The 26512-nt window shown below is 71.5% G+C and carries 24 protein-coding genes; 8 read left to right on the forward strand and 16 right to left on the reverse strand.

Annotated elements, in window-relative coordinates; genetic code table 11:
- Positions 1–50 precede the first annotated feature (50 nt).
- On the reverse strand, positions 51–1634 hold the full coding sequence (locus OG906_RS04385) for an FMN-binding glutamate synthase family protein (protein WP_329440141.1): 1584 nt from the start codon (positions 1632–1634) through the stop codon (positions 51–53).
- A gap of 180 nt (positions 1635–1814) precedes the next feature.
- Between OG906_RS04385 and OG906_RS04390 the strand changes: the two genes are divergently transcribed.
- Complete coding sequence (locus OG906_RS04390) at positions 1815–2894, forward strand: FUSC family protein (RefSeq protein ID WP_329440143.1); 1080 nt, start codon at positions 1815–1817, stop codon at positions 2892–2894.
- A gap of 50 nt (positions 2895–2944) precedes the next feature.
- On the opposite strand, the gene OG906_RS04395 is transcribed toward OG906_RS04390, so the two are convergent.
- Both OG906_RS04395 and OG906_RS04400 read right to left on the reverse strand, forming a co-directional pair.
- Positions 2945–3145, reverse strand: coding sequence for a hypothetical protein (locus OG906_RS04395; protein WP_329440145.1), 201 nt, complete (start codon positions 3143–3145; stop codon positions 2945–2947).
- 60 nt (positions 3146–3205) lie between these two features.
- A complete protein-coding gene (locus tag OG906_RS04400) occupies positions 3206–3664 on the reverse strand; it encodes a DUF5709 domain-containing protein (protein ID WP_329440147.1) in 459 nt (152 codons plus the stop codon).
- A gap of 142 nt (positions 3665–3806) precedes the next feature.
- Here OG906_RS04400 and OG906_RS04405 point away from each other — a divergent pair, with 142 nt between their 5' ends.
- Positions 3807–4025: a hypothetical protein gene (locus OG906_RS04405; protein WP_329440149.1), complete on the forward strand. Its 219-nt coding sequence runs from the start codon at positions 3807–3809 to the stop codon at positions 4023–4025.
- Positions 4026–4219: 194 nt separating this feature from the next.
- Entirely contained in the window at positions 4220–5047 is an 828-nt protein-coding gene (locus OG906_RS04410) for a PRC and DUF2382 domain-containing protein (RefSeq protein WP_329440151.1), read from the forward strand.
- Between the two features lie 103 nt (positions 5048–5150).
- Here OG906_RS04410 and proP read toward each other — a convergent pair whose 3' ends face one another.
- The 3 genes from proP to OG906_RS04425 form a co-directional block, all read right to left on the reverse strand.
- On the reverse strand, positions 5151–6647 hold the full coding sequence (proP, locus tag OG906_RS04415) for a glycine betaine/L-proline transporter ProP (RefSeq protein WP_329440153.1): 1497 nt from the start codon (positions 6645–6647) through the stop codon (positions 5151–5153).
- 160 nt (positions 6648–6807) lie between these two features.
- Complete coding sequence (locus tag OG906_RS04420; protein ID WP_267799180.1) at positions 6808–7074, reverse strand: DUF4235 domain-containing protein; 267 nt, start codon at positions 7072–7074, stop codon at positions 6808–6810.
- The gene (locus OG906_RS04425; RefSeq protein ID WP_329440155.1) at positions 7071–7382 is read right to left on the reverse strand and encodes a hypothetical protein; all 312 of its coding nucleotides are present in this window, start codon (positions 7380–7382) and stop codon (positions 7071–7073) included. Before OG906_RS04425 ends, OG906_RS04420 begins: the two co-directional genes overlap by 4 nt.
- Positions 7383–7952: 570 nt before the next feature.
- Here OG906_RS04425 and OG906_RS04430 point away from each other — a divergent pair.
- Positions 7953–9251 carry a radical SAM protein gene (locus tag OG906_RS04430; protein ID WP_267799218.1) on the forward strand — a complete coding sequence of 433 codons (1299 nt, stop codon included), beginning with the start codon at positions 7953–7955 and terminating at the stop codon, positions 9249–9251.
- A 109-nt stretch (positions 9252–9360) separates the two neighbouring features.
- Here OG906_RS04430 and OG906_RS04435 read toward each other — a convergent pair whose 3' ends face one another.
- Together OG906_RS04435 and dhaK are read right to left on the reverse strand one after the other, a co-directional pair.
- Positions 9361–9597 carry a hypothetical protein gene (locus tag OG906_RS04435; RefSeq protein WP_267799182.1) on the reverse strand — a complete coding sequence of 79 codons (237 nt, stop codon included), beginning with the start codon at positions 9595–9597 and terminating at the stop codon, positions 9361–9363.
- A 178-nt stretch (positions 9598–9775) separates the two neighbouring features.
- Positions 9776–10780, reverse strand: a complete 1005-nt coding sequence (gene dhaK / locus OG906_RS04440; RefSeq protein ID WP_329440157.1) for a dihydroxyacetone kinase subunit DhaK — start codon at positions 10778–10780, stop codon at positions 9776–9778.
- Positions 10781–11077: 297 nt separating this feature from the next.
- Here dhaK and OG906_RS04445 point away from each other — a divergent pair, with 297 nt between their 5' ends.
- Together OG906_RS04445 and glpK are read left to right on the forward strand one after the other, a co-directional pair.
- Complete coding sequence (locus OG906_RS04445) at positions 11078–11926, forward strand: MIP/aquaporin family protein (RefSeq protein ID WP_329440159.1); 849 nt, start codon at positions 11078–11080, stop codon at positions 11924–11926.
- A gap of 126 nt (positions 11927–12052) precedes the next feature.
- A complete protein-coding gene (glpK, locus tag OG906_RS04450; RefSeq protein WP_329440162.1) occupies positions 12053–13570 on the forward strand; it encodes a glycerol kinase GlpK in 1518 nt (505 codons plus the stop codon).
- A gap of 101 nt (positions 13571–13671) precedes the next feature.
- On the opposite strand, the gene OG906_RS04455 is transcribed toward glpK, so the two are convergent.
- Together OG906_RS04455 and OG906_RS04460 are read right to left on the reverse strand one after the other, a co-directional pair.
- Positions 13672–14724, reverse strand: a complete 1053-nt coding sequence (locus OG906_RS04455; RefSeq protein WP_267799185.1) for a zinc-binding dehydrogenase — start codon at positions 14722–14724, stop codon at positions 13672–13674.
- 245 nt (positions 14725–14969) lie between these two features.
- The gene (locus OG906_RS04460) at positions 14970–15752 is read right to left on the reverse strand and encodes a response regulator (RefSeq protein WP_329440165.1); all 783 of its coding nucleotides are present in this window, start codon (positions 15750–15752) and stop codon (positions 14970–14972) included.
- Positions 15753–15868: 116 nt separating this feature from the next.
- Between OG906_RS04460 and OG906_RS04465 the strand changes: the two genes are divergently transcribed.
- Together OG906_RS04465 and OG906_RS04470 are read left to right on the forward strand one after the other, a co-directional pair.
- Positions 15869–17479 carry a sensor histidine kinase gene (locus tag OG906_RS04465; protein ID WP_329440167.1) on the forward strand — a complete coding sequence of 537 codons (1611 nt, stop codon included), beginning with the start codon at positions 15869–15871 and terminating at the stop codon, positions 17477–17479.
- A 35-nt stretch (positions 17480–17514) separates the two neighbouring features.
- On the forward strand, positions 17515–18678 hold the full coding sequence (locus tag OG906_RS04470) for a PP2C family protein-serine/threonine phosphatase (RefSeq protein ID WP_329447923.1): 1164 nt from the start codon (positions 17515–17517) through the stop codon (positions 18676–18678).
- Here the strand turns inward: OG906_RS04470 and OG906_RS04475 are convergent.
- From OG906_RS04475 to glgX, 6 genes are all read right to left on the reverse strand, one after another.
- A complete protein-coding gene (locus tag OG906_RS04475; RefSeq protein ID WP_329440170.1) occupies positions 18665–19102 on the reverse strand; it encodes an ATP-binding protein in 438 nt (145 codons plus the stop codon). The two genes, OG906_RS04470 and OG906_RS04475, sit on opposite strands and share 14 nt — an antisense overlap.
- Positions 19103–19278: 176 nt before the next feature.
- On the reverse strand, positions 19279–20307 hold the full coding sequence (locus OG906_RS04480; protein WP_329440171.1) for an iron-containing redox enzyme family protein: 1029 nt from the start codon (positions 20305–20307) through the stop codon (positions 19279–19281).
- The gene (locus OG906_RS04485; RefSeq protein ID WP_443067446.1) at positions 20307–20504 is read right to left on the reverse strand and encodes a CDGSH iron-sulfur domain-containing protein; all 198 of its coding nucleotides are present in this window, start codon (positions 20502–20504) and stop codon (positions 20307–20309) included. The genes OG906_RS04480 and OG906_RS04485 overlap by 1 nt, the downstream gene beginning before the upstream one ends.
- A gap of 298 nt (positions 20505–20802) precedes the next feature.
- Positions 20803–21714 (reverse strand): SigB/SigF/SigG family RNA polymerase sigma factor, encoded by a 912-nt coding sequence (locus OG906_RS04490; RefSeq protein WP_329440175.1) that lies wholly within the window; start codon positions 21712–21714, stop codon positions 20803–20805.
- 54 nt (positions 21715–21768) lie between these two features.
- Positions 21769–24159, reverse strand: a complete 2391-nt coding sequence (locus OG906_RS04495) for a phosphoketolase family protein (RefSeq protein ID WP_329440177.1) — start codon at positions 24157–24159, stop codon at positions 21769–21771.
- A gap of 186 nt (positions 24160–24345) precedes the next feature.
- Positions 24346–26466 carry a glycogen debranching protein GlgX gene (gene glgX, locus OG906_RS04500; RefSeq protein WP_329440178.1) on the reverse strand — a complete coding sequence of 707 codons (2121 nt, stop codon included), beginning with the start codon at positions 26464–26466 and terminating at the stop codon, positions 24346–24348.
- Positions 26467–26512 lie beyond the last annotated feature (46 nt).

Genomic DNA, 26512 nt, shown 5'->3' on the forward strand with positions numbered 1-26512 from the left:
GGTCGGGTACGGCCCTCGGTACGAGTGCCGGGTCGGTGGGTGCTGTCGGGTCAGTGGGTGAAGCGGTCCGCGTCGGCCGCCCGCCAGTCGGATGCCCAGCCCTCGGGCGCTGATGCGAGAAGTTGTCCGGGGGTGAGCCATTCGTGGAGTTCCGCGTAGGAACGCACGGTGTGCGGGTCCACCCGTTGCAGCAGTTGGTGCGGGCGCAGCCCGGACGGCTCGTCCACACCCATCGCCGCCATGATCTGGAGGGCGCTCTTGACGGTGGCCTCCTGGTAGCGCTCGACGCGCTGCGACTTGTCCCCGACGTCGACGGCGCGGGCCCGCCGCTCGTCCTGGGTGGCGACTCCGACGGGGCAGGTGTTGGTGTGGCAGCGCTGCGCCTGGATGCAACCGATGGCGAACATCATGGCGCGGGCGGCATTGGTGTAGTCGGCGCCCTGGAGGAGTCGTTTGACGAGGTCGCTCCCGGTGGCGACCTTGCCCGCGGCGCCGATCCGGATCCGGTCGCGGAGCCCGACGCCCACGAGGGCGTTGTGGACGGCCATCAGTCCTTCCCCGAGCGGCAGGCCCACGTTGTCGGCGAACTCCAGTGGCGCCGCGCCCGTACCGCCCTCCGCGCCGTCCACGACGATGAAGTCGGGTGTGGTGTCCTCCTCCAGCATGGCCTTGCACACGGCGAGGAACTCGCGGCGCGACCCGACGCACAGTTTGAACCCGACGGGCTTGCCGCCGGCCAGCTCACGCATCCGGGCGAGGAAGCGCACCAGTTCGCGGGGGGTGGAGTAGACGCGGTGGAAGGGCGGCGAGATCACCGTCTCGCCCTGGGGGACACCGCGCACCTCGGCTATCTCCGCGTTCACCTTGGCGCCCGGCAGCACCCCGCCGATGCCGGGCTTGGCGCCCTGACTGATCTTCAGCGACACGCATTTGACGTTCTCGTGCGCGGCCTTCTGCGCGAACTGCCGTTCGTCGAAGTCCCCGTCGTCCGTCCGGCAGCCGAAGTAGCCGGTGCCGATCTCCCAGACGAGGTCCCCGCCGGGGCGCAGGTGGTACTCGGACAGACCGCCCTCGCCGGTGTCGTGGGCGAAGCCGCCGCGCCGGGCACCCGTGTTGAGGGCGAGTACGGCGTTGGCGGACAGCGAACCGAAGCTCATGGCCGAGACGTTGAGCAGGGCCATGTCGTAGGGCCGGGTGCAGTCGGGGCCGCCGATCCGGACCCGGGGCGCGTCGGTGCGCACCGGCCGGGGGGCCATGGACGGGGTGAGGTACTCGCTGCCGGACAGGTAGAGGTCGCGTTCGGTGCCGAACGGCTCCTCCGCGTCGGTGCCCTTGGCGCGCTCGTAGACGATGCTGCGCGTGTCGCGGTCGAAGGGGCGGCCGTCGAAGTTCCGCTCGATGAAGTACTGCTGGAGTTCCGGCCTCAGCGACTCCAGCGCGTAGCGCAGGTGGCCGAGCAGCGGGTAGTTCCTCAGCAGGGAATGCCGGCGCTGCACCAGGTCGTGGACGGCCACCGCGGCGAGCGGGAGCAGCGGGACGGCCACCGCCCACCACCACGGCGAGACCAGGACGGCGGCGACGCAGGCACCCGCCGCGAACGTGGCGAGCAGGGCCACCAGAAGTATCTTCAGCACGTCGGCCGTGTGTCCCGAAGCCCAACCGTCAACCCCCTTTCGCACCGCGGTGACCGTCACGTTTGCCGCGACCCGGCAGGGCATACGGCACGTCGGAGGTGACGGATGCCCGAGTGGAACAAGCTGCCCGGAGCTGTGAGGACGACGTGCACGGAGGTCGCCGGACGTGTCCGGCGGGGGGTGCTTCATCAGGGGAGCGAGCGCGACGTCCTGGTGCTGGGAGCGAAGACCGTGGTGGCGGCCATGGCGGCGTGGATGTTGGCCCGGCACTTCCTGCCGGCCGCGGTGGCCACGTTCGCCCCGTTCACCGCGCTGGTGGCACTCCAGACGACGGTGTACCGCTCCGTGCGGCACTGCGCGCAGTACCTGATCGCGATGACGGTCGGCGCGGCCCTCGCCGCTTCGCTGGCGGCCACCGCCGGCATCCACGGCTGGACCTTCGGCCTGCTCACCCTCGCCGCCCTCACGCTCGGCCGCGTCCGACGCCTGGGCGAACAGGGCACCCAGGTGGCGATCGTGGGCTTCTTCGCCTTCTCCTCCGGACAGGGCCGGATCGACTACATCGGCCATCTCGTCGCCTCCGTCGTCATCGGCGCGCTCTGCGGGCTCACGGCCCACCTCGTCCTCGCACCCGCCCGGCACACCCGCCACCGGCAGGAGGCCGTGGCCGACCTGTACGAGGGCGTCCGCCGGCGCGTCGACGTCCTGGCCGACACGATCGAGTCCGAGAACCCGGACGCGGCCCGCGTGGAGCAGTTGCGCCGCGACTGGCGGCGGCTGGCGGCGGACGCCGATCGGATCCGGCACGCCATCGACGCCGAGACGGAGAACGGCCGGCTCAACCCGCGCCGGAGCATCGCCGGCGCGGCGCAGGCACTCCCCCGGGCCCAGGAGGCGGTCGACGTGGCCCAGCGCGGCCTCGACCACGTCCGGTCCATCAGCCGCAGCCTCCATTACGCCCTCGACAACGGCGAACTGGACGCCGTCCCGGCTTCGTTCCGCACGGCCTACGCCTCGTTGTTGCGCACGGCGGCCGACGCCTTGGCGCACATCGGCCGGACCGTCCGGACCGAGCCCCGGCTGCTCGGCGAGATCCTCGACCAAACGACCGCCGAGTTCGACCACGCCCAGAAGGAGGCCCTGAACTCCCCGGACACCCATCCGGCGGTCTTCACCCTTCAGGGCACGCTGCTCACCGACGCGGGCCGGCTGGTCGCCGAACTCCGCCGGGGACACCGGGTACTCGACCGGACGGCCTGAGACGGGCGACACGGGTCGGGCGTCGGGGGCGCGGGCGTCGGTCGGACCGGCTACTCGCTCTTCCGGGCGGGCTTCGCGGGTCCCGGCTTGGGGCGCGGCGTGTCGCCGTTCGACGGGTCGGTCTCGCCGGACGTGTCCTTCCCGGTGCCGGGAACGACCGCCTCCTCCGCCTCCTCCCGGGCCTGCGGGTCGCCGCTCTCCCCGGGTGCCTGCGACGGAGGGGTGGGCCTGGTGGGTTCGTTCGCGGTCATGGCGTGTGCTCCTGGTCTCTCGTGGGGGTTCTCTGCCGGCCGGAGTCGGGTGCCGCGGGGCTACCGCGGCTCCTCCTCCGGGTCCTCGATGACGTGCACGGCGGCTTCCTCGGCCGAGGCGGCGCCGGCGTCGATGCCCACGTCGTGGGCGAGGACGTTGTTCTCCCGCGGGGAGTCCGTGGCGGGGGCCAGACGGCCGGCGCGGGCGTCGCCCGCCTGCGGGTCGACGGGCTCGCCCTCCCCGCCGTCGAGGTCTCCGATGCCGTCCCCCGCCGGGGGCTGCACGTCGGGGATCTCCCGGGAGAGGCGCTCGTCGAGGCTCTCGCCCTGCTGCTGTTCCTCGCCGGTGGTGGCGTGGCGATCGCTGGCGTACGGCCGCTCGGGCGGCGAGTACCCCTGGTCGAGCCGGGCGTCGGTGTCGGGCTCCCCGACGCTCTGGTCCATGTCCGGCTCCTCGGAACGCTCGTCCTCGGGCTGGGGCTGGTAGACGTCGTCGCCGCGGGCGTCGGATTCGCTCATGAGCACGTCCTGTCCTCGATGTGCCGCCCGCTCGGGGCGGCGCTGCCGTTCCCTGGGGCGCCTCCCCAATAATCGGGCGATCACGCAGGCCGACCGGCCCCGGTTGTACCGCGGGCCCGGGAGTGTGGTCGTATCGGCTGTCATGAACCACGACCTCCGCACAGACGACTTCCCCGACGCCGACGGCGACGGTCGGCGCGAGCGGGCCCGCAGGACGGTCGCCTCCCACGCCACCGACCCGGACGACTACATCGCCCTGCTGAGCGCCCTGGATCTCCACACCGACGGGGACGCGCGACGGACCGCGCGGACCTGCACCCGCTCCGGCCGGCGCCCGGACCGGGCCACCCGTTCGGAGTAGACGGGTCGCCGGGGGTGACGCCCCGGTCACACAGCGGCTCCGGCCGTCCGAGGGCCCCGGCGGACGTCCCCGTACCGCTCCGACCGGTTGCGGCGGCACGGCTCAGGGTGCGCTCTGGAGGGGGGGCACGGGGTGAGCGCGGAACAACGAGGTTGCCGCGCGCCGCGTGCCGAACCGCACTGGAGGATTCACCGATGAGCGCTGGAAACGGTTTCCTGAGCACCGAGCAGCTGTTGACCCTGACGGCCTACGACGCCGACGGGGAGAAGATCGGCAGCATCGGTCAGGTCTACCGCGACGACGCGACGGGCCGGCCGGAATGGGTCACCGTCAAGACCGGCTGGTTCGGCATGAAGGAGTCGTTCGTTCCCCTCGCGGGCGCCCGCAGCGACGGCGAGGGCCTGCACGTCCCGCACGCCAAGGACGTCGTCAAGGACGCCCCGAGGGTCGACGCCGACCAACACCTCGACTCCGACGAGGAGCACAGGCTCTACCGGCACTACGGCCTGTCCCCCGCGGCCTCCCACGGCAACGGGAACGGCAACGGGAAGGCCAAGGGCAACGGAAAGGCCCACCGCACCTCCGTGGACGCCCCGGGCATCGCCACGGGGACGTACGTCGACGACCGGGGCGAGGGCCGCGGCAAGGACGAGCTGGTCCGCTCCGAGGAGCGGCTGCGCGTGGGGACCACGAACGAGGAGGTCGGGCGCGCCCGACTGAAGAAGGTCGTCGTCACCGAGAACGTCACCACCACGGTCCCCGTCAGCCACGAGGAGGTCCGTGTCGTACGCGAACCCGTCCGCGAGGGGGAGCGGGTGCGCGGCGGCGCCATCGGCGAGGCCGAGACGGAGGTGACCGTGCACGCCGAGCGCGCGGTGACCCGCAAGGAGACCGTGCCCGTCGAGCGCGTGCGCCTGGAGACGGAGCGGGTCACGGAGCAGCAGGAGGTCTCCGACACCGTCCGCAAGGAGCAGGGCGGGGACGCCCGTCGGGGTGGGGGCGGGAAGGGCTCGCGCCGCTGACGCGAGACGCCCGGCGCCCGAACGGCGCGGAAAGGCTGGTACCGCTTCGTCGAAGCGGTACCGGCCTTTCCTTGTCCCGAAGGGCGGAGAGCGGGGCCGGGCGTCAGAACTTCGGGTCGGGTGACTGGGCCGCGCACAGTTCCGCGGCCTCCTCCGGCGTCTCGACGGAGGGCGGGGAACCGTCCAGCGGCTTCTGCGCGGTCTCCTTCATGCAGGCGACGGCGATGATGCCGACCAGGCCCGCGGCCATCGCGTAGTAGGCCGGCATGAGGTTCGTGCCGCTCCAGCTGATCAGGGCCGTGATCAGCAGCGGGGTCGTGCCTCCGAAGATCGACGCCGACAGGTTGTAGGCCACGGACAGCGAGCCGTAGCGGACGTGCGTCGGGAAGAGGGCCGGGAGGGCGGAGGACATCGTGCCGAGCAGGCAGACGAGCGAGAGCCCCAGCATCAGCATGCCGAGGGTGATCGCCGGGATGCCGTCCTGGCGGATCAGGAGGAAGGAGGGGAGCGACAGCACGAAGAAGCCCACCATGCCCGCCATCAGCAGCGGCTTGCGGCCGAACCGGTCGGAGAGCTTGCCGACCTGGCTGATGAGGAGCATCAGCAGGACCATCACGCCGAGCAGGATGAGCAGGCCGTGCGTCTCGCTGTAGCCGAGTTCGTCCGACAGGTAGGTCGGCATGTACGACAGGAGCATGTAGTCGGTGATGCTGTACGCGCCGACCAGGCAGACGCAGAGGATCAGCGTCGGCCAGTACTGGCGGAAGATCTTGGCGAGGTCGCCCTTGGCGATCGTCTCCACGCGGTCGGCGGCCTCGGTGGCGTGTCCCTTGTCGCCCTCCAGCTTCCGGAAGGCCGGGGTCTCGTCGAGGCGCAGGCGCAGGTACAGGCCGACCAGGCCGAGGGGCCCGGCGACGAGGAACGGGATGCGCCAGCCCCAGGCATCCATCTGCGGGTCGTCGAGCACGGCGTACAACGCGGTGACCAGGCCGGCCGCGCCGACGTAGCCGGCCAGGGTGCCGACTTCGAGGAAACTGCCGTAGAAACCGCGGCGCTTGTCGGGGGCGTACTCGGCGATGAAGGTGGCGGCGCCGCCGTACTCACCGCCGGTCGAGAAGCCCTGGAGCATCCGGAAGACGATCAGCAGGACCGGGGCCCACACGCCGATCGTGTCGTGCGAAGGGATGAGACCGATGGCGAACGTGCCGACCGCCATCATGATCATGGTGAGCGCAAGGATCTTCTTGCGGCCGAGCCGGTCGCCCATCGGGCCGAAGAACATCCCGCCGAGGGGCCTGACCAGGAAGGCCACGGCGAAGGTGGCGAACGAGGACAGGAGTTGGGTGGTCTCGCTCCCGGACGGGAAGAAGACGTGGCCCAGGGTGACGGCGAGATACGAGTAGATGCCGAAGTCGAACCATTCCATGGCGTTGCCGAGCGACGCCGCCTTCACGGCGCGCTTGACCGCCTGCTCGTCGGTGACGGTGATGTCCGTCCGACGGAGTCTGGGGTTCCGGCGCTGCCTGACGGCACGGAACAGGATGGGATGGCGCTTCACCGCTTCCGGATCGGCCACCTGCTGGGATTCGGGGGCCGCCATGGCCGGTCCTTTCCTCGGTGGGTGCTCCAGGAACCGCTTGTGCGCGATCATGGCCACCGCAAAACGGATCGACGGCCAGATGCGACGTGTGTCACATCGAGCCGCCGCCCGACCGGGCGGGCGGCGCCGGCCCGCGTACGGGGCCGGCGCTGCGGCGGGCTCAGCCCGGCCAGGTGCCCGTCAGACGCCGTGCCGCGACCGCTCCGGACCGGTCCACGGCGGCCTTGGTCACGGCGAAGATCGCCCCCTGGAGGCCGGCGGCGATGAGGATCTCCGTCCAGGAGCGGTCCTCGTCGGTGGCGTCGGGGGCGTCACCCTCCCCTTCGATCAGCTTCCAGGCCTGCTTGAACGCCATCCCGGCGAGCATGCCGCTGAGGGCGCCCAGGGCGAACCCGACGGGCTTGTACGCGATCTTGACCCCGTTCACTTGCGGCCCCGGCTCCGACGCACCACCGCGTACACGGCCAGCAGGACGCCGAGTGCCAGGAGCGGGGTGCGGTTCGCCCGGACCCTGCCCGCGACCTGGCCCGCCGTGTCGAGGACCGAGTCGGGCGCCTTGTCCGCCGCGATCCGGCCGGCGTGGGTGGTGGCCTGGGCGACCTGTCGGGATGCCTGCGCGGCCCTGTCCAGGATCGGGTCGGGGGTCTTGTCCTTCATCAACTGCGCGGCCTGCTCGGCCGTCTCGCGGATCTGGTCGGTCATCCGGGCTGCCTTCTCCACGACCTGCTCCTTCATCTGATCGGACGTCTCCTTGCCGCGCCGGCCCCGCGCTCGGGCCGCGTATCGCGGTCACTGCCCGGCTACCCCGCATCGGCGGGAACACCCACCCGACCGGGTCGTCCTTGGCGGGGCGGCCTCCGACCGGACACCGGACGGGAGCCCGAACTCGCGGAGCTCGGGCCCCTGTTCACGCGGGTGTTCACGCGCGGTCGCGTCCGTCCCATCCGTTCGTCGGCGCGCCGTTGCTCGTGTGCGCCGTTCGTCGTGCGCGGCGGCCGGTGCGGCCGGGCCGGAAGTGGCCTCGCACCGGGCCGCATGTCGCTTGCGTCGGCGGACGGGTGCCTGGCAGCGTTCGGATTCCGTGACCGCGACGAGGTTCCCCCGGGCGGGGTCCGCGTGAGTGTCGCGGGCGCGCGGGGTAGTGTGGCAGGAGCAATTGAACGTGTTCAGTCCCGGATCGGATCGGCTCCGTACGACCCGCCGTCGAGCGGCCGAACCGTCCACCGCACGTCACAACGGCCCAAGGAGTCAGAAGTGAAGCAACACGCGGAGAGCGTCAGCCGGACCGCGCTCGTCGAGGACCTCATGGGCCGCTTCCCACAGGTGCCCCGGGAGGCCGTGTTCAAGGAGGACCTCCTGCGGGGCGGCATGGCCTTCGACGAGTCCGCGCTCAGCGGCACCACCGACGGGTCCTCGGGTGACGTCAAGCCGAAGTCCTACTTCATCTTCTCCTTCGACCACCGCACGCTGCCGGAGCTCGGCGCCGCCGCGCTGAACCGGCCTCCCGAGGAGATCGTCCTCACCGGCGGTCCGTACGACCTGCGCCGCACCGTCGTGTCGGTACGGGTCAATCCGGACTCCCCGTACGTCGTGCGCGGAGGCGAGGACGGCGCGCTCGGCCTCTACCTTGACGGGGCACGGATCGCGGACGTCGGCCTGCCGCCGATGCCGGAGTACTACCGGCACAAGCTGTCGAACGGCAAGTCCGTGATGGAGGTCGCGCCGACCATCCAGTGGGGCTACCTCGTCTACCTGACGGTCTTCCGGGTCTGCCAGTACTTCGGGGCCAAGGAGGAGTGCCAGTTCTGCGACATCAACCACAACTGGCGCCAGCACAAGGCGGCGGGCCGGCCCTACACCGGCGTGAAGCCGGTCGAGGAGGTGCTGGAGGCCCTGGAGATCATCGACCGGTACGACACCGCGGGCACCTCCCGGGCCTACACGCTCACCGGCGGCTCGATCACCTCGCAGGTCGCCGGCCGGGACGAGGCCGATTTCTACGGCCACTACGCGAAGGCCATCGAGGAGCGCTTCCCGGGCCGCTGGATCGGCAAGGTCGTCGCCCAGGCGCTGCCCCGCGCGGACGTCCAGCGCTTCCACGACCACGGCATCCGGATCTACCACCCGAACTTCGAGGTGTGGGACCGCCGGCTGTTCCAGCTCCACTGCCCGGGCAAGGAACGTTACGTGGGCCGCGACGAGTGGCACCGCCGGATCCTGGACTCCACCGAGGTCTTCGGCCCGCGCAACGTGATCCCCAACTTCGTGGCGGGCATCGAGATGGCCGAGCCCTTCGGCTTCACGAAGGTCGACGAGGCGATCGAATCGACCACCGAGGGCCTGCGGTTCTTCATGTCGAACGGTGTGGTGCCGCGCTTCACCACCTGGTGCCCGGAGCCGACGACACCGCTGGGCAAGGCCAACCCCCTCGGGGCGCCGCTGGAGTACCACATCCGGCTGCTGGAGGCCTACCGGGGGACCCTGGAGGAGTTCGGCCTGAAGTCCCCGCCCGGCTACGGCCCGGCCGGCCCCGGCCGGGCGGTGTTCTCCGTCAGCTCGTTCATGGACAGCCTCGAAGGCCTGGAGGAGGACGAGACGCCCTGACGGGGCGGGCACGCGAGGGAACGGAACGACACGGCACCGGTACGACCGTCCTCGCGGGCGGTCGTACCGGCCCGCGAACGGCAGCGGTGCGGCGGACGGACGAGACGGCTCAGTGCGGGTTCCAGGTGAACTTGCCGCCACCGACCCAGTGGACCGCCTCCAGGTCGTCCAGGTCGTGAATGGGGACGCCGGCCTCCGCGGCGATCAGGAGCACGTCCGTCATCGATGTCGCCCTGCCGATGAATTCCCCGTCCACCTCCACGATGCGAAAGGGCGGAGCGCCGGGCTGGACCCCCCGGACGGTGACCCGGGCCGCTGAGATGTAAGGGATCGAACTTTCGGTCATGTGACGACGGTTCCACGTCTCGGCCGGCGGCGCGCGCCGACAGGGATGGATTGCCGCTCGCTTGCGCCCGATCGTGTCCGCTGTTCCACGGCGACGCGTGCTTCGCGGCGCGCGCCCGCAGGGGGGCGCGGGCTGTGGCGACCGGCGCCGCAGGCCCCACCCCTCGCGACGGTCCGGGTCAGCGGCCCCAGCGCAGCGCCGCCGTCTCCACGGGCGCGTCCCACAGCCGCAGCAGTTCGTCGTCGGCTCGGCACAGCGTCACCGAGCATCCCGCCATGTCGAGCGAGGTGACGTAGTTCCCCACGAGCGTCCGCGCCACCGGGACGCCCCGATCGGCCAGTACCCGTGCCACCTCGGCGTGGAACCCGTACAGCTCCAACAGCGGTGTCGCGCCCATCCCGTTCACCAGGGCCAGCACCGGGCCGTCGGCCGGACCCACCGCCGCCAGGTCTTCCAGCACGGCGCCCACCGCGAAGTCGGCGATGTCCCGCGAGGGCATCATCGCGCGACGTTCCCGGCCCGGCTCGCCGTGGATGCCGACGCCCAACTCCAGCTCCCCGTCGGGGAGGTCGAAGGTCGGGCTGCCCTTCGCGGGGGTGGAGCAGGCGCTGAGCGCGACCCCGAAGCTCCGCGAGGCCTCGTTCACCCGGCGTGCGAGCGCCGTGACCTGCTCCAGCGGCGCACCTTCCTCGGCGGCGGCCCCGGCGATCTTCTCGACGAAGAGGGTGGCTCCCGTACCGCGTCGCCCGGCGGTGTACAGGCTGTCGGTGACGGCGACGTCGTCGTTGACCAGGACCCGCTCGACGCGGATGCCGTCCTCCTCGGCCAGCTCGGCCGCCATGTCGAAGTTCAACACGTCGCCGGTGTAGTTCTTGACGACGAACAGCACGCCCTGCCCGGAGTCCACGGCCTTGGCCGCCCGCAGCATCTGGTCGGGTACCGGCGAGGTGAACACCTCTCCGGGACACGCGGCGGACAGCATCCCGTACCCGACGAAGCCGGCGTGCAGGGGTTCGTGTCCGGAGCCGCCTCCGGAGACCAGACCGACCCGCCCGCCCTCGCGGACGCCCCGCCGTACGACCACCCGGCCCTCCACGTCCACATCGAGATCCGGGTGGGCGGCGGCCATCCCCCGCAGGGCGTCGGCGACCACGGTCTCCGCGCTGTTGATGAGCATGTTCATCGGGTACCTCCGGGGTCGGACCTGGCGGGCGAGTCTCGTACCGGTGCGCTCCGCGGCTCGGGAGCGCGGGGTGCGGACGGCCGCGACCGCGGTCGCGCGCCGTACGTCAAGTGTGCCGCGAAGGCCCCGGGATCCGCAGCGTCCCGCGGATCCCGGGGGTGTCCGCGGGACCGGGAATGGCCCGCGGATCCGGGGCGGATCTCCGCCACTGGCCCGGAGATATGTCCGGGATTACAGTGATTCATTGAGGCTCGGGGCAGTCGACGGCCGGTCCGCGGCCGACGGGAAGGGGCACCCATGGCTGAGCGGCTCAAGAGATCAGGCCTGGTCGCCGAACTGTCCGCCGAGTTCGCCGGCACCCTGATCCTCATCCTCTTCGGTTGCGGCGTGGTGGCCCAGGTGGTCGCCGGCGGCGCCCTCACGGACCCGGCGGGCGGCCTGGGCAACCACGACAGCATCGCCTGGGCCTGGGGCCTCGGCGTCACGCTGGGCGTCTACGTCGCCGCGAGGCTGAGCGGTGCTCACCTCAACCCGGCGGTGACCGTCGCGCTGGCGACGTTCAAGGGGTTCCCCTGGAGCAAGGTCGCCCCCTACGCGCTGGCCCAGACGGCCGGCGCCTTCGTGGCGGCCCTGATCGTCCGGTGGAACTACACCGAGGCCCTCGGGAAGGCCGACCCCGGCCACACCATCAAGACGCAGGGCGTCTTCTCCACGCTGCCGGCCAATGGCAACCCGAACCTGCCGGTCACCGAGTGGGGCGCGTTGCGCGACCAGATCATCGGCACCGCGATCCTGCTCCTGCTGATCTTCGCGGTCACCGACCTGCTCAACACTCCCCCGGGCGCCAACCTGGCGCCGTTCATCGTCGGCCTGATCGTGGTGGCCATCGGCATGGCCTGGGGCACCAACGCCGGTTACGCGATCAACCCGGCACGTGACTTCGGCCCCCGACTGGCCAGCTTCCTCACCGGCTACGGCGGAGCATGGCGAGATCAGTACGGGAACTTCTACTTCTGGGTACCGATCATCGGTCCGTTCATCGGCGGTGTGCTGGGAGCGGGTCTGTACAAGGTCTTCATCGGCCGGTTCCTGCCGACCGCCGAGCCGGAGCCCCCGGGACGGATCCCGGCTCCGGACGAGAACTGATCGACCGCACGCCCGGGCGGGCTGAAGGACCTGCCGCCCGGGCGGGCGGCTGACCGACCCCCCACGGCACGGACTCCACGACACAGACCCCAGCGCACCAAGGCCCCCAAGAGAGGCGGCATCCCCATGGCTGACTTCGTCGGCGCGGTGGACCAGGGGACCACCAGCACCCGTTTCATGATCTTCGACCACGCGGGCAACGAGGTGGCGAAGCACCAGCTGGAACACTCGCAGATCCTCCCGCGCTCGGGGTGGGTCGAACACGACCCGGTCGAGATCTGGGAGCGCACCAACTCGGTGATGCAGAACGCCCTGCGGCACGGGAACCTCTCGGCCTCGGACCTGGCGGCCATCGGCGTCACCAACCAGCGGGAGACCACCGTCGTCTGGGATCCCCGCACCGGCCGCCCCTACTACAACGCCATCGTCTGGCAGGACACCCGCACGGACTCCATAGCGGCGGCTCTGGAGCGCTCCGGCAAGGGGGACGTGATCCGCCGCAAGGCCGGCCTGCCGCCGGCCACCTACTTCTCCGGCGGCAAGATCCAATGGATCCTGGAGAACGTCGACGGGGTCCGCGAGGCGGCCGAGCAGGGCCACGCCCTCTTCGGCAACACCGACTGCTGGGTGCTGTGGAACCTCACCGGTGGCCCCGACGGCGGCATCCACGCCACCGACGTGACCAACGCCAGCCGCACCATGCTGATGGACCTGGAGACCCTCGACTGGGACGACGAACTCCTGGGCTTCTTCAACATCCCGAGGGCGATGCTGCCGAGCATCAACCCCTCCTCCCACCCGCAGGCCTACGGGCAGACCCGCACCTCCCGACCGCTGCGCGCCGCCATCCCCATCACGGGTGTCCTCGGCGACCAGCAGGCGGCCACCGTCGGACAGGTCTGCTACGCGCCCGGCGAAGCGAAGAACACGTACGGAACGGGCAACTTCCTCGTCCTGAACACCGGCACGGAGCTGGTCCGCTCCTCGCACGGCCTGCTCACCACCGTGGCCTACCAGTTCGGAGACGAGCCCGCCGTGTACGCGCTGGAGGGCTCGATCGCCGTCACCGGCTCCGCGATCCAGTGGCTGCGCGACCAGCTGAAGATCATCGGTGACGCCGCCGAGAGCGAACGCCTGGCCCGCACCGTGGACGACAGCGGCGGGATCTACTTCGTACCGGCGTTCTCGGGCCTGTTCGCCCCGTACTGGCGTTCCGACGCGCGCGGGGCCATCGTCGGCCTCGCCCGCTACCACGACAGCGGACACCTGGCCCGGGCCGCCCTGGAAGCCATCTGCTACCAGAGCCGCGACGTGGTCGAGGCCATGGAGCAGGACTCCGGCGTCCACCTCGACGTGCTGAAGGTCGACGGCGGCGTGACCGCCAACGACCTGTGCATGCAGATCCAGGCCGATGTCCTGGGCGTGCCGGTCAGCCGGCCGGTGGTTGCCGAGACGACCGCGCTGGGCGCCGCCTACGCCGCGGGCCTCGCCACCGGCTTCTGGCGCGACCAGGACGAACTGCGCACCCACTGGCAGGAGTCCAAGCGCTGGGAACCCCAGTGGTCCGAGGAGCAGCGTGCGGAGGGATACGAGGGCTGGAAGAAGGCGGTGGAGCGCACCCTCGACTGGGCCAAGGTCGAGTAGGGCGGTCCGGCGACCGTTCGGACGGGCGGTACCGGCACGCTGAGAGGTGCCGGTACCGCCCCGTCATGTCGCCGTCGCTCCGGTGGCCCGGAGGCGGGCGCTCAGAGCGTGACGACGACCTTGCCGGTCGCCCGGCCCGATGCCATCCGCTCCAGCCCGCCCTCGACCACGTCGGCGAGGGGGATGACCGCGTCGATCGAGGTGGACGCGATGTGGGGGTGCTCCTTCAGGAGGGCCATCGCCTCGGGAAGGTCCTGGTCGCAGATGTGCACCTTCGAGGTCGAGATCCGGATCTCGTCGAGCACCAGCCGAGTCAGATTCAGGGGAGACGGGTCGCGGTGCAGGCCCACCAGGCGGATGTGACCGCCGCGGCTCACCGCGTTCATCGCGGTCTCCAGGCCCTGGGGCGCCCCCGAGGTCTCCAGGACGATGTCGGCGCCGTTGCCGCCGGTGACGCGCCGGATCTCGGCGGCGGCGTCCTGGCGGGAGGCGTCGATGAGCACGCTCGCCCCGCTGCGCTCCGCGGCCTCCAAGCGGGCCGTCGAGACGTCGACGGCGATGGTCTCGATGCCCCGTGCCGTGAACGCGGCCAGGGCCGGCAGGCCGATCCCGCCCAGGCCGATGACCACGACGGTCGCCCCGGCCTCGGCCTCGGAGCCGCGCACCGCGTGCAGGGCGACGGCGAGGGGCTGGGCCATGATCGCGACGTCGGGCGAGGCGTCGCCGATGGACCGGCTGATGCGTGCGGGGACGTTCACCCGTTCGGCGAGCCCGCCGTCCACGTGGAGGCCCACCGTGTAGTAGGTCGCGCACAGGTTGGTCCGCCCGGCGTGACACCAACGACACGTCCCGCAGGACACCCCGGAGCCGGGCACCACGACGTCCCCGACGCCGAACCCGGCGACGTCCGCCCCCACGCCGACCACGCGTCCGACCATCTCGTGACCGAGGACGAGCGGGCCGACGTGGCCGCTCGCGGGGTGCGGGGCGTCGATGGGGATCAGGTGGGGACCCGAGACGAACTCGTCGACGTCGGTTCCGCAGATGCTCGCCCGCAGGATCTCCAGCTGGAGCTCGTGCGGGGCCGGTGACGGCGGGTCGGGCCACTCCTGGACCCGGACGTCACGTCTTCCGTGGTAAACGGCAGCAAGCATCGGTGCATCCCCCTGAATTGGATTGGATTTGCACCCTAGTTGATCGAAGTCGGCGGGAGGGAGAGTTCCGGTTACCGCCTCGGGCGGACCCCGCAGGGGCGGAACGGGGGTGCCCCGAGGTCCCCTCGGGAAGGACCACGGGCACCCCGGCCGGCGCCTGCCCGGCCCGGGTGGGCCCACACTCCGCCGCCCGGGTGAACCCCGGACGCCACACCGGACCCTCGACCCGAAGGGGTCGGCCGTGCTCAGGCGCGGGGCAGCCGGGTGGCGGTGTCGAGGTAGAACGCGTCGATGCTCTGCACCGCCTTCTCGAACTCGTCGAGGTTGACCGGCTTGGTGACGTAGGCGTTGGCGTGGCTGCCGTAGGCGCCCGCGACGTCCTCCGGCGCGGAGGAGGTGGTGAGGACGACGACGGGGATGGTCTGGAGGCTCTCGTCGTTCTTCAGGATCTGGAGGAGGTCGCGGCCGTTCATGCGGGGCATGTTCAGGTCGAGGACGATGAGGTCGGGGCGCACGCTGCCGGGGGTGCGCAGGTGTTCCAGCGCGGCGACCCCGTCGGTGACCTGGACCAGGTTGCGGGTCCCGCGCTCGGAGAGGGCCTCCTCGATGAGCATGGCATCGGCCATGTCGTCCTCGACGAGCAGGACGTCGTAGGGGCGGGAGGGGGCGCTCATCATCGGATGCTCCGTGGGTGTGTCGTGGGAGTGGTTGAACAGTCCGGGCCAGCGTCGTCGGGCACCTTGTCGGGTGATTCCGCAGGCGTCGCCGAGCTGCGGGTAGCCGGCGCCCGCGCGGGCGGCGTCCGCGGCGACGTCGCGTTGGAGTCTCTCGGCGGCCTGCCGCACGTGATCCAGCACGTTCAGCAGGGCCAGGGCGCGGGTCGGATCGTCGACTTCGGCCGCCCGCGGTGTGGCCGGGGCGTCCGGGAGCAGGCGTGCGAGACGCTGCGCGAGCTCGGCGACCGCGATGTCCGCGACGGCGGCCGTCTCCTGGAACGTGGTCCGCGGTACGAAGTTCTGGCCCGGCATACCCGGCACTCTAGCCCCCAACCGGACCTCGACAACAATGGTTGTCCGCGACGGCTCTAGAGTATGCACGCCGCACCACATCGGGGAGCGGTTGCGACAGCGGAGGGGCATACGAGATGACCGGCGAAGAGGGGCTGCCGCGTCCGCGGGGTCTGTCCACGTGGACGACCCGGCAGTGGCTTCGCGCGGGGGTGGCCGTGTCCCTGGCGGTCCTGGCCCTGCTCGGGGTGACCGGAGCCTGGGTCCTCGAACGGACGGCCTCGCTCAGCAGGGAGCTGGTGGACGTGAAGACCCCCGCCCTGACCACCTCGATCCGCCTGGAGTCGACACTGCTCAACCAGGAGACGGGCATCCGCGGCTACGGGCTCACCGGCACCGCGGAGTTCCTGGTCCCCTACCAGCGTGGGCTCACCGAACAGGAGACGTCCACCACCCGGCTCGCGGAGCTGCTCCGCGACGACGCCACCGGTCTGAAGGACCTGAAGGCCGTCGAGGACGCGGTGGAGGTGTGGCAGGAGCGGATCGCCCGCCCGATCGCCGCCTCGCCGCCCGGGACGCCCCCTCCCCTGGCCACCGAGCGGGCCGCGGAGGCGAAGGCCGCTTTCGACACCCTGCGGACGGCGATGACCGACCAGCAGGAGAAGCTCCAGGTCGACCGCGCGAACGCGCGGGAGGACCTGTTCGCGGTCATGCGCCTGCGGAACTGGGTCTTCTCCGCCATCGCGCTCGTCATCGTCGCCCTCGCCGGGCTGGTCTTCGAGGCACTGCGCCGCGGCATCACCACACCCCTGGAGCGGCTCGGTGCGGACGCCCGCGCCATCACCGGCGGCGACTTCGAGCATCCGATCACCCCGACCGGCCCGGCGGACCTGCGCCGGCTCGGCGCCGAGGTCGATTCCATGCGCCGACGGCTCGTACGGGAGCTGGCCTTCACCGAAGAGGCGCGGGTGCGCCTCGACGCGCAGGCCGCCGACCTCAGGCGGTCCAACGCCGAACTGGAGCAGTTCGCCTACGTGGCCTCGCACGACCTCCAGGAGCCCCTGCGGAAGGTCTCCAGCTTCACCCAGTTGCTCCAGCGCCGCTACGGAGGGCAGCTCGACGCGAAGGCGGACCAGTACATCGACTTCGCGGTCGACGGGGCGAACCGCATGCAGACCCTGATCAACGACCTCCTCGACTTCTCGCGGGTGGGTCGCGTCCACCACACCCACCAGAGCGTCGATCTCGACTCGGTGGTGAGCCGGGCCCTGTCGGCACTCAGCGTCAGCGTGGAGGAATCCGGGGCGGTCGTCACCCACGACGCGCTGCCGACCCTGGTCGCGGACCCCACGCAGATGGGGATGCTGTGGCAGAACCTGCTCGGCAACGCGGTGAAGTTCCGCCGCCCCGGCGAGACCCCGAAGATCCACGTGTCGGCCGAACGGGAGGGCGAGCTGTGGCGGTTCGCCGTCACCGACAACGGCATCGGCATCGCCCCGGAGTACGCCGAGAAGGTGTTCGTGATCTTCCAGCGCCTGCACACCAAGGACGTCTACAACGGCAGCGGCATCGGCCTGGCGATGTGCAAGAAGATCGTCGAGTTCCACGGCGGCACCATCGGGATCGACCCCGCGTACACAGACGGCACCCGCGTGGTCCTCACCCTCGCCTCCGCACCGGTCGAGAACGCCGAGCAGGAAGCGGCGGGGCCGGCGGCGCACCGTGACGGGGAGGAGCGGGAGTCGTGAGCGTGGTCGAGTCGGCGTCGCGGCCGGTCGAGCCGATGTACCGCATCCTGCTCGTCGAGGACGACGAGGCGGACGCCCTCCTGGTGGAGGAGCTGCTCCACGACACCGGGCTGCGCTTCGAGCTGACGGCGGCCAGGAGCCTGGCCGATGCCCGTGTCGCGCTCGCCGATCGCCGGGTCGACTGCGTCCTCCTCGACCTGCACCTGCCGGACCTCTCGGGTACGGACGGTGTCGTCACCGTCCGCGAACTGGCCCCGCACACCGCGGTGATCGTGCTGACCGGCCTGTCCGAGCAGCGGGCCGGCTCCGACGCCATGGCCGCCGGCGCCCAGGACTACCTGGTGAAGGGCAAGGTCGAGGCGGATCTCCTGGGCCGTACGGTGCGCTACGCGGTCTACCGCAGCGAGACGGAGCGCGCGAGCGCCGAGGCCCAGGCCACCCGGCTGCGGGCGGAGGAGAACGCCCGTCTGGAACGCGGGTTGTTGCCCCGGCCGATCCTCGACACCAGCACCGTCACCGTGACCACCCGCTACCTGCCCGGACGGGAACAGGCGCTGCTCGGCGGGGACTTCCTCGACGTCGTCGAAGGCGACGACGGGCTGCTCCACACCGTGGTCGGCGACGTCAGCGGACACGGACCCGACGCGGCGGCCCTCGGCGTCTGCCTGCGCATCGCGTGGCGGTCCCTGATCCTCGGCGGACACCGCGGCCCCGACCTGCTGCGTCTGCTGGAGCGGATCCTGGTCGCCGAACGCGGCCTGCCGACGATGTTCGCCACCTGCGCCCTGCTCACGCTCGACCAGGCGGCGGGTACCGCGACCGTGTACCTGGCCGGTCACGACGCTCCCCTGCTCACCGTCGCCGGCCGGACCCGCGAGACGATCGCGGAACACGGGATCGCGCTCGGCATCGCCCCCCACCTGGGCTCGTGGCCGGCCACCGTGATCCCGCTCCCGCCCTCAGGGGCCCTGACGCTCTACACCGATGGCCTGACCGAGGGACACAACGGCACGGCGGACGGCGAGCGGCTGGGCGTCGAAGGACTGCTCGCCCTCATCGGGAACCTGCCCCCGGCCGATCCCGGGGCCCACGTCGACCTGCTCGTCAAGGAGACCCGCGCCCTGAACGCGGGACGTCACACCGACGACCTCGCCGTCCTGCGCCTGGACTGGCACGGCGCGGGGGTCATCCCAGCCTGAGCGTCGCGGTGATGTGTTTGCCGGCGGCGTGGGGCGTGACGGTGACGCGGTCCGCGAGGGTACGGACGAGGGGCCAGCCGTAGCCGCCGATCCGGCGGCCGGCCGGGGGGCTGGTCTGGGTGACCGGGGGAACGGGGCTGCGGTCCGCCACCGAGACGCGCAGGTCGCCGTCGCGGACGTCGGCGTGAAAGCCGGTCAGTCCCCCGCCGTGGCGTATCGCGTTGGTGACGAGTTCGGACGTGACCATCAGCGCGTCCGTCACGACGGCGGCGTCCGACGGGAGACCGGATTTCTCCAGGAGGACCGCCACGATCTCCCGGGCCTCGGCCACCGTCGCGGGCAACGCGGGACCGGCGCCCGCGGAGACGTCCGTCGGTACCTGCTCACGGGCCGGCGGGCCGCCGTCCCCTGGTACCTGTGTCATGTCTCCCTCGCCTGTCGCGGCCGCACCGATCCTGGTGATACTCGCACAGCGCTCGGACACGCGGCCCGCGGGGAGGTGCCGCACCGCCGCCGCGTGGGCGAGGAGAGCCCCCGCGCTCCGGCGGATCCGGCGTACTCCCGGGCGGGCCCGGCGCCTTGGTACGCGCCGTACGCGCCTCATGCGCGGTCCAGCGGCGCGCGCAGGGCGCTGCGTCCCCCGTCCCACGCCTCGCGCAGGTGGTCGGCGAGGCGGTCCTCCAGCAGGACGGTCGCCGCGCACCCGAACGCGACGTCCGCCTCCAGGTCCGGCTCGTCGGCGAGGAGGCCGCCGATCACGTCTCGGCGTACGACCTGCTCGTGGACGGCGTCGGCCTCGACGTGCTCGGCGTAGAAGTGTTCGGCCGCCGGGCCGGCCCCGCAGCGGCGCATCGCCTTGGCCAGTCGCCTCGATCCGGGCGAGGAGGTGACCTCGACGCACGCGAAGTGGCCGACGAGCGCGCCGCGCGAGGCCCGGTGCAGCCCGAAGAGGGACATCAGGTTCACGGTCGCGAGCAAGGGCGCGGGGGCGTGGTCCAGGTAGTGGCCGTAGGCGGGGTCCAGTGCGAGGTCGCGCATCAGGTCCGCGAAGAGCCGGGCGTGGATCCGGTCGGCGCGGCCGGCGCCGAACTCGTCGTACTCGATGGCGACCATGGCGGCCTTGGCCCGCCCGGAGAGCCTGGGGATCACCCAGACGTGGGGGTCCGCCTCCTTCAGGTGGTACAGGGAGCGCAGGGCCGCGTACTCGCGCAGCTGCCAGAGCTCGCCCTCGGTTTCGAGGCGGTGGCTGAGGCTGTCGGAGAGGTCCACGGGCTCCAGGAGGAGCGGGGCGAAGGCCTCCTCGACGGATCGGGGGGCCTCGGACAGCTCGGTGCGCAGGGCGTGCAGCAAGCGGGCCTCCATGGCCGCGCGCAGCCTGAGCAGGTCCGGGTCCCATTCGCGGGTGTCGTCGACGTCGTCGAAGCCGCGGTAGTGCAGTTCGTACAGGAGGTAGAGGGCCAGCTGGAGGTCCTCGCCCCACGGATCGGCCTTCAGGACCGTCCCGGGGGCGTAGACGGGTGCCTGTCCCGATCGCAGGGCCTGCGTCACGGACCCGGACAGCTCGCCGCGCCCTTCGACGAGGCGGGGGCCCGCGGCGGTCGCCGTCGCGCTCGGGGCGGGAGGGGGCATCACGGGGTCCTGTCCTCGGGGGGCGCGGCGGGTCGCTCGCGGCGGCGGTGGCTCGTGTCGCACCAGGGTGGGGTGCGGCTGCGGCGGCAGGTGCACACCGCGACCATGAAGCGGTCGGACCGGGCCATCGTCCCGTCGTCCAAGACGATCTCGACCGGGCCCTCGATCAGGACGGGGCCCTGGGGCTCCACCCGCACCCGACGGGGGTGCGCGTCCGCGCCGGCCTGGCGCGGGTCACCGTCCGTACTGGTCACCGCGTACCTCCGGGGTCGAGTGGGCCGCGACGGTGGTGTCGTCGACGACAGGGTGCGACTGCCCAGGAGCGGGCGCCCTATCCGTGATTCCCTCGGTCTTCGGAGGATGCGACGAAGATCGATCCCCGATGGCCGGGGTCCCGTGTGGGCACGGCTCGCGCGGTGCTCCGGCGGTCCGGGTGCCCGAGCGGCCCCGGTGTGGAGCACACGGGGGCCGGTGCGGGACGCCGGGTCGGGGGCACTAGCCGGCGAGCATTCCGGTGCGCAGGCGGGTGAGGGTGCGGGTCAGGAGGCGGGAGACCTGCATCTGGGAGATGCCGAGTTCGGCGCCGATCTCCGCCTGGGTCTTCTCCTGCCCGAACCGCATCGACAGGATCTGCCGATCCCGCGGCGCCAGGTCCTTCAGCAGCGGGGCCAACGTGTGGAAGTCCTCGAACAACTCCATCGCCGGATCCACGTCACCGACGGTGTCGGCCAACGAACGCGGCTGCGCGGACGGCCGGCTCCCCGACGACGTCGACTCGTCGATCGACCCACTCGTGTAACCGTTGGCCGCCACCATCCCCTCGACGACCTGCTCCTGCGACAACTCCAGATGCTCGGCCAGCTCCCGAACCGTCGGCGCCCGACCGAACACCTCCGTCAACGCCTCCTGGCTCTTGGCCAACTCCGTCCGCAGCTCCTGCAACCGACGCGGCACATGCACCGCCCACGTCGTGTCACGGAAGAACCGCTTGATCTCCCCCGTGATGAACGGCAACGCCAACGTGGAGAACTCCACCTCACGCTCCGGATCGAACCGATCGATCGCCTTGATCAGACCGATCGTCCCGACCTGGATGATGTCGTCCAACTCGATCCCACCACCACCGGTGGCCCGCCCCCGAAAACGCCGCGCCGCGAAGTTCACCAACGAGATGTTCATCTCGATCAACGTGTTCCGCGCGTACTGATACTCCCGCGTCCCCTCCTCCAACGACCGCAACCGCACCAGGAACAGACGCGACAACTCCCGCGCGTCCGAAGGCGCCACCGCACGCGCGTCATCGATCCGCGGCAACACCGACGAACCCGACCCCTCCACCACCGACCCGACAGGCGGCACGACCTGCACATCGAGAGCGGGGCTGACAACTGCGGCGGCGTGGGACATGGAACCGTTCCTCCCCTGGACGGATGACTTGCTTCCGCCCTCGTGCCCTCGATTTCAGTTCGTACACCCGTCTTCGGGCCCGTTCCACCTCCAGTCGGTGATCTCCGCCGGGTCCACGCCGGTGCGGCGCAGTTCCGCTCGGATCCGGTCGCGTTCGGCGGTGTGGCGGGCGGCCAGTGCCGGTGCCTGCGGGTGGCGTCGTTCGAGGTGGTGCAGTGCGGCGATGGCCAGGTCGTGGCGGGACGTGCCGTTGGCGGCGAGGAGGTCGTAGGGGGTGGTGGTGGTCCCCTCCTCCACGTAGCCGCGGACGTGGAAGCGGTCGGGGTGCGGGCGTCCGTGCAGGAGCTGGTGCACGGCGGAGGGGTAGCCGTGGAAGTCGAGCACGACGGGGGTGTCCGTGCCGAAGAGGGCGCGGAAGCGGTCGTCCGGCATGCCGTTGGGGTGGCGGTCGGCGGGGGCGAGGGCGCACAGGTCCACGATGTTGACGACGCGGATCACGGCGTCGGGCAGGTCGTCGCGCAGCAGGGAGACGGCGGCCAGGGTCTCGACGGTGGGGATGCCGCCCGCGCAGGCGAGGACCAGTTCGGGTTCGCCTCCCCCGCCGTGGGAGGCCCAGTCCCACGTGGACGCTCCGGCGGCGCAGTGCGCGCGTGCCTCGTCCAGTCCCAGCCATTGGGCGGCCTCGTGTTTGCCCGACACCACGACGTTGACCTTTCCGGTCTCGTCGAGGAGGCGCTCCATGGTGACCAGGAGGGTGTTGGCGTCGGGGGGCAGGTAGACGCCGGTCACCTCGTTCTTCTGGGTGAGCAGATTGTTGATGAAGCCGAATCCCTGGTGGCTGTAGCCGTTGTGTTCCTGGCGCCATCCCTCGCTGGTCAGGAGGTAGGTGAGGCTGCTGACCGGGGAGCGCCAGGGCACCTCGTGGGAGGTCTTGAGCCATTTGGCGTACTGGTTGAGCATGCTGTCCACGATGGAGGCGAAGGCCTCGTAGGTGGGGAACAGGCCGTGCCCGCCGGTCAGGAGGTAGCCCTGGAGCCAGCCCTGGCAGTTGTGCTCGGACAGGGTCTCCATGACGCGGCCGTCCCGGGCCAGGTGTTCGGCGTACTCGTCGACCGGCCAGGTGAGGGCGCGGTCGGTGGCCTCCAGGACCGCGTCCAGTTTGTTCGAGGCGAGTTCGTCGGGCGAGACGACACGGAAGTCGCGGCGCTCGGACGTGCGGCGGAAGATCTCCGTGAGCCAGTCGGCGAGGACCTTGTTCGCACTGGCGGCGGTGCGGCCCGGCCCGCTCTTCAGGGCGACGCCGTAGGGGGCGAGCGCGGGCAGGTCGAGCGGCCGGCGCAGTCGGCCTCCGTCCGCCGCGGCCTGCATGCCGATGCGCCGGTCCCCGTCGGGGCAGGACGCGGTCACCTCGGGTACGGGCCGGCCCTGCGCGTCGAAGAGTTCCTCGGGCCGGTAGGAGCGCAGCCACGCTTCGAGGGCGCGCAGTTGTTCCGGATCTTCGTGGGCATCGGGGAGGGGCACCTGATGGGCGTGGAACGACCCCTCGATGCGGACGCCCTCCACCTCGGCCGGAGCGCCCTGACCCTTGAGGCTGCGCAGGACGATCATCGGCCATCGGGGGCGGGGTTCGGGCGACGTGCCGGAGCGGGCCCGGCCCTGGATGGCGGTGATGCCGGTGTGGGCGTCGGCGACCGCTTCCACCAGGGCCCGGCCGTCGGGGTCGGAGGTGACGTCGACGATCATGGGGTCCCAGCCGTATCCGCGGAAGAGGTCGGTCAGTTCGCCGTCGGACATCGTGGCGAAGAGGGTGGGAGAGGAGATCTTGTACCCGTTGAGGTGCAGGAACGGCAGCACGGCGCCGCTGGTGGCCGGGTCGAGGTACTTGGACGAGTGCCACGCGCCCGCGGTCGGGCCGGTCTCGGCCTCGCCGTCGCCGACGATGCAGGCGACCAGTCGGCCGGGGGCGTCCAGGGCCGCGCCGAAGGCGGTCGCCAGGGCGTATCCCAGCTCCCCGCCCTCGTGGAGCGTGCCCGGTACCGCCGGGGAGAGATGGCTGGGGAAGCCGTCGGGCGCGCAGTAGCGGCGGCAGAGTTCGCGCAGCCCGTCGGCGTCGCGGCTCAGGGCCGGGTCGTACGCGGCGTGTGTCGCCTCCAGCCACAGGTTCGCGTGGACGGCGGGGGCGCCGTGTCCGGGGCCCGTGACGAGCAGGACGTCGGCGTCCCGCTGCCTGATCAGCCGGTTCAGGGCGCCGTAGACGAGGGTGATGCCGGGGCAGGTACCCCAGTGGCCGAGGAGCCGGGGCTTGAGGTGCTCGGGTCGCAGCGGCTCTCCGAGCAGGACGTTGTCCTGGAGGTGGATCAGGGCCGCGGCCACGTAGTCGGCAGCCCGCCGATAGGCCCCCAGGCCCTGGTCGGCGGATTCCGCAACCGTCGTCTCGTGTGTCATCGGACCACTCCCCTCGCTACGGGACGCCTTCGGCATCACGTCCCGCGCATGCCCCCGCGGCGCGGTACACAACGCCCCTGCGGGGTCGTGTTCGCGGTGCGGGGTGGAGTGGCCCGTCCGGGCCGGCGGGTCCCGCGGGCGCGCGCCGGGTGTCTCCGACGGCGGGCGGACGGGGGCCCGCGGGGCTCACGGTCGTCTGGCCGGCCGACGCAGGACCCTCATGCTGCGGCCGGTGAGGACCGTCTTGGCCGTCGCCTTGAGCTCGGTCTCGTCCGGTGTGTCGTCGCCGTCGAGGGCGGTGTCGAGGGCGACCGTCCAGGCCTCGCCGTAGGCGGCGGGCGGAAGACGGAAGGCGGTGTCCTCGGCGGCGGCGTTGTACATGAGCAGCAGCGAGTCCGGGCGCGGGGCGTGCTCGTCGCGGTCCGCCGCGAGGAGGTCCCCGCAGAGGTAGACGGTGATGCCGCGGTTGTCGGGCCGGTCCCAGTCCTCCTGCGTCATGCAGTCCCCGTCGGGCCCGAGCCACACGATGTCGGCCGCCGGCGCGGTCGCGTCCGTGGGCGCTCCCTGCGGAAAGCGGCGCCTGCGCAGGACGGGCTGCTCACGGCGCAGGGCGAGGGCCCTTCGGGTGAACGCGAGCAGCTCGGCGTTGGCGTCGTCGAGCTCCCAGTCGATCCAGGACAGCTCGTTGTCCTGGCAGTAGACGTTGTTGTTGCCGTGCTGCGTCCGGCCCAGTTCGTCACCGTGGGAGATCATGGGCACGCCCAGGGAGAGGCAGAGGGTGGCCAGCATGTTGCGCTGCTGCCGCGCCCGCAGGCGCAGGACGTCCGCGTCGTCGACGGGGCCTTCCGCGCCGCAGTTCCAGGACCGGTTGTCGGCCTCGCCGTCGCGGCCTTCCTCCCCGTTGGCCTCGTTGTGGCGGTCGTTGTACGACACCAGGTCCCGCAGGGTGAAGCCGTCGTGCGCGGTGATGAAGTTGATGCCCGCGCGGGGGCGGCGTTGATCGGACTGGTAGAGGTCGGCGGAGCCGGCGATGCGGGCGCCGAACTCCGGCAGGGCGGCTTCGTCCCCGCGCCAGAAGGAGCGGACGGCGTCGCGGTAGCGGCCGTTCCATTCGCTCCACAGGGCGGGGAAGTTTCCGACCTGGTAGCCGCCTTCCCCGATGTCCCAGGGCTCGGCGATCAGTTTGACGCGGCTGATGACCGGATCCTGATGGACTATGTCGAAGAACGCGGAGAGCTTGTCGACGTCGTGGAACTGGCGCGCCAGGGTGGCGGCGAGGTCGAACCTGAATCCGTCCACGTGCATCTCGGTGACCCAGTACCTCAGCGAGTCCATGATCAGCTGGAGGACGGCCGGGTGCCTCATCAGGAGGCTGTTGCCGGTGCCGGTGGTGTCGAAGTAGTGGGCGGGGCTGTCGTCGACCAGACGGTAGTAGGAGGGGTTGTCGATGCCCCGGAAGGAGAGGGTGGGCCCTTGGTCGTTGCCCTCGGCGGTGTGGTTGTAGACCACGTCGAGGATGACTTCGATGCCCTCCCGGTGCAGGGCCTTGACCATGGCCTTGAACTCGGTGACCTGCCCGCCGAGGCTGCCTCCGGAGGCGTAGGCGTGGTGCGGGGCGAAGTAGCCGATGGTGTTGTAGCCCCAGTAGTTCGAAAGGCCCTGGTCGGTGAGGAAGCCGTCCTGGGTGAACTGGTGCACGGGCATCAGTTCGAGTGCCGTGACGCCGAGTTCCTTCAGGTGTCGGACGACGGCCGGGTGCGCGACGCCGGCGTAGGTGCCGCGCAGTTCCTCCGGCACGTCGGGGTTGCGGCAGGTCAGCCCCTTGACGTGGGCCTCGTAGATGACCGAGTCGTGGAACGCGTGGCCGGGCGGCTGGTCGCCCTCCCAGTCGAACTCTCCGCCGGTCACGACGCCGAGCGGTACGTGGCCCCGGCTGTCACGGTCGTCCGGGAGGCCCGGGTCCTCGGCCTGGTGTCCGCTCAGGGAGGGGTCCCCGTCGATCTGGCCGTCGACGGCCTTGGCATAGGGGTCGAGCAGCAGCTTGGCCGGGTTGCAGCGCAGTCCCTCGTCCGGACTCCAGGGACCGTGGACGCGGTAGCCGTACCGCTGCCCGGGGCCGACCCCGGCGACCCGGCCGTGCCACACGCCGCCGTCCACCTCCGGCAGGGTGATCCGGTGCTCGCCGCCGGCGTCGTCGATCAGGCACAGTTCCACCGATTCGGCGCAGTCGGAGAACAGGGCGAAGTTCGTCCCCGAGCCGTCGTGGGTCGCGCCGAGGGGGTAAGGACGTCCAGCGGAGATATCCATGCAGGAAGGTAAGCACGCAAACGGGCGTCGCGCCGTGTCAGCGCCG

Source organism: Streptomyces sp. NBC_01426, from assembly GCF_036231985.1.
Lineage (GTDB): Bacteria > Actinomycetota > Actinomycetes > Streptomycetales > Streptomycetaceae > Streptomyces.

Coding starts and splice junctions, on each gene's coding strand:
- dhaK (WP_329440157.1), bottom strand. CDS start 10,780: ATGAACATGCTCATCAACAGCGCGGAGACCGTGGTCGCCGACGCCCTG.
- OG906_RS04470 (WP_329447923.1), top strand. CDS start 17,515: ATGTACCGCATCCTGCTCGTCGAGGACGACGAGGCGGACGCCCTCCTG.
- OG906_RS04410 (WP_329440151.1), top strand. CDS start 4,220: ATGAGCGCTGGAAACGGTTTCCTGAGCACCGAGCAGCTGTTGACCCTG.
- OG906_RS04480 (WP_329440171.1), bottom strand. CDS start 20,307: ATGCCCCCTCCCGCCCCGAGCGCGACGGCGACCGCCGCGGGCCCCCGC.
- OG906_RS04430 (WP_267799218.1), top strand. CDS start 7,953: ATGGGCCGCTTCCCACAGGTGCCCCGGGAGGCCGTGTTCAAGGAGGAC.
- OG906_RS04425 (WP_329440155.1), bottom strand. CDS start 7,382: ATGAAGGAGCAGGTCGTGGAGAAGGCAGCCCGGATGACCGACCAGATC.
- OG906_RS04495 (WP_329440177.1), bottom strand. CDS start 24,159: ATGACACACGAGACGACGGTTGCGGAATCCGCCGACCAGGGCCTGGGG.
- OG906_RS04460 (WP_329440165.1), bottom strand. CDS start 15,752: ATGCCGGGCCAGAACTTCGTACCGCGGACCACGTTCCAGGAGACGGCC.
- proP (WP_329440153.1), bottom strand. CDS start 6,647: ATGGCGGCCCCCGAATCCCAGCAGGTGGCCGATCCGGAAGCGGTGAAG.
- OG906_RS04445 (WP_329440159.1), top strand. CDS start 11,078: ATGGCTGAGCGGCTCAAGAGATCAGGCCTGGTCGCCGAACTGTCCGCC.
- OG906_RS04465 (WP_329440167.1), top strand. CDS start 15,869: ATGACCGGCGAAGAGGGGCTGCCGCGTCCGCGGGGTCTGTCCACGTGG.
- OG906_RS04490 (WP_329440175.1), bottom strand. CDS start 21,714: ATGTCCCACGCCGCCGCAGTTGTCAGCCCCGCTCTCGATGTGCAGGTC.
- glpK (WP_329440162.1), top strand. CDS start 12,053: ATGGCTGACTTCGTCGGCGCGGTGGACCAGGGGACCACCAGCACCCGT.
- OG906_RS04395 (WP_329440145.1), bottom strand. CDS start 3,145: ATGACCGCGAACGAACCCACCAGGCCCACCCCTCCGTCGCAGGCACCC.
- OG906_RS04405 (WP_329440149.1), top strand. CDS start 3,807: ATGAACCACGACCTCCGCACAGACGACTTCCCCGACGCCGACGGCGAC.
- OG906_RS04475 (WP_329440170.1), bottom strand. CDS start 19,102: ATGACACAGGTACCAGGGGACGGCGGCCCGCCGGCCCGTGAGCAGGTA.
- glgX (WP_329440178.1), bottom strand. CDS start 26,466: ATGGATATCTCCGCTGGACGTCCTTACCCCCTCGGCGCGACCCACGAC.
- OG906_RS04400 (WP_329440147.1), bottom strand. CDS start 3,664: ATGAGCGAATCCGACGCCCGCGGCGACGACGTCTACCAGCCCCAGCCC.
- OG906_RS04455 (WP_267799185.1), bottom strand. CDS start 14,724: ATGCTTGCTGCCGTTTACCACGGAAGACGTGACGTCCGGGTCCAGGAG.
- OG906_RS04435 (WP_267799182.1), bottom strand. CDS start 9,597: ATGACCGAAAGTTCGATCCCTTACATCTCAGCGGCCCGGGTCACCGTC.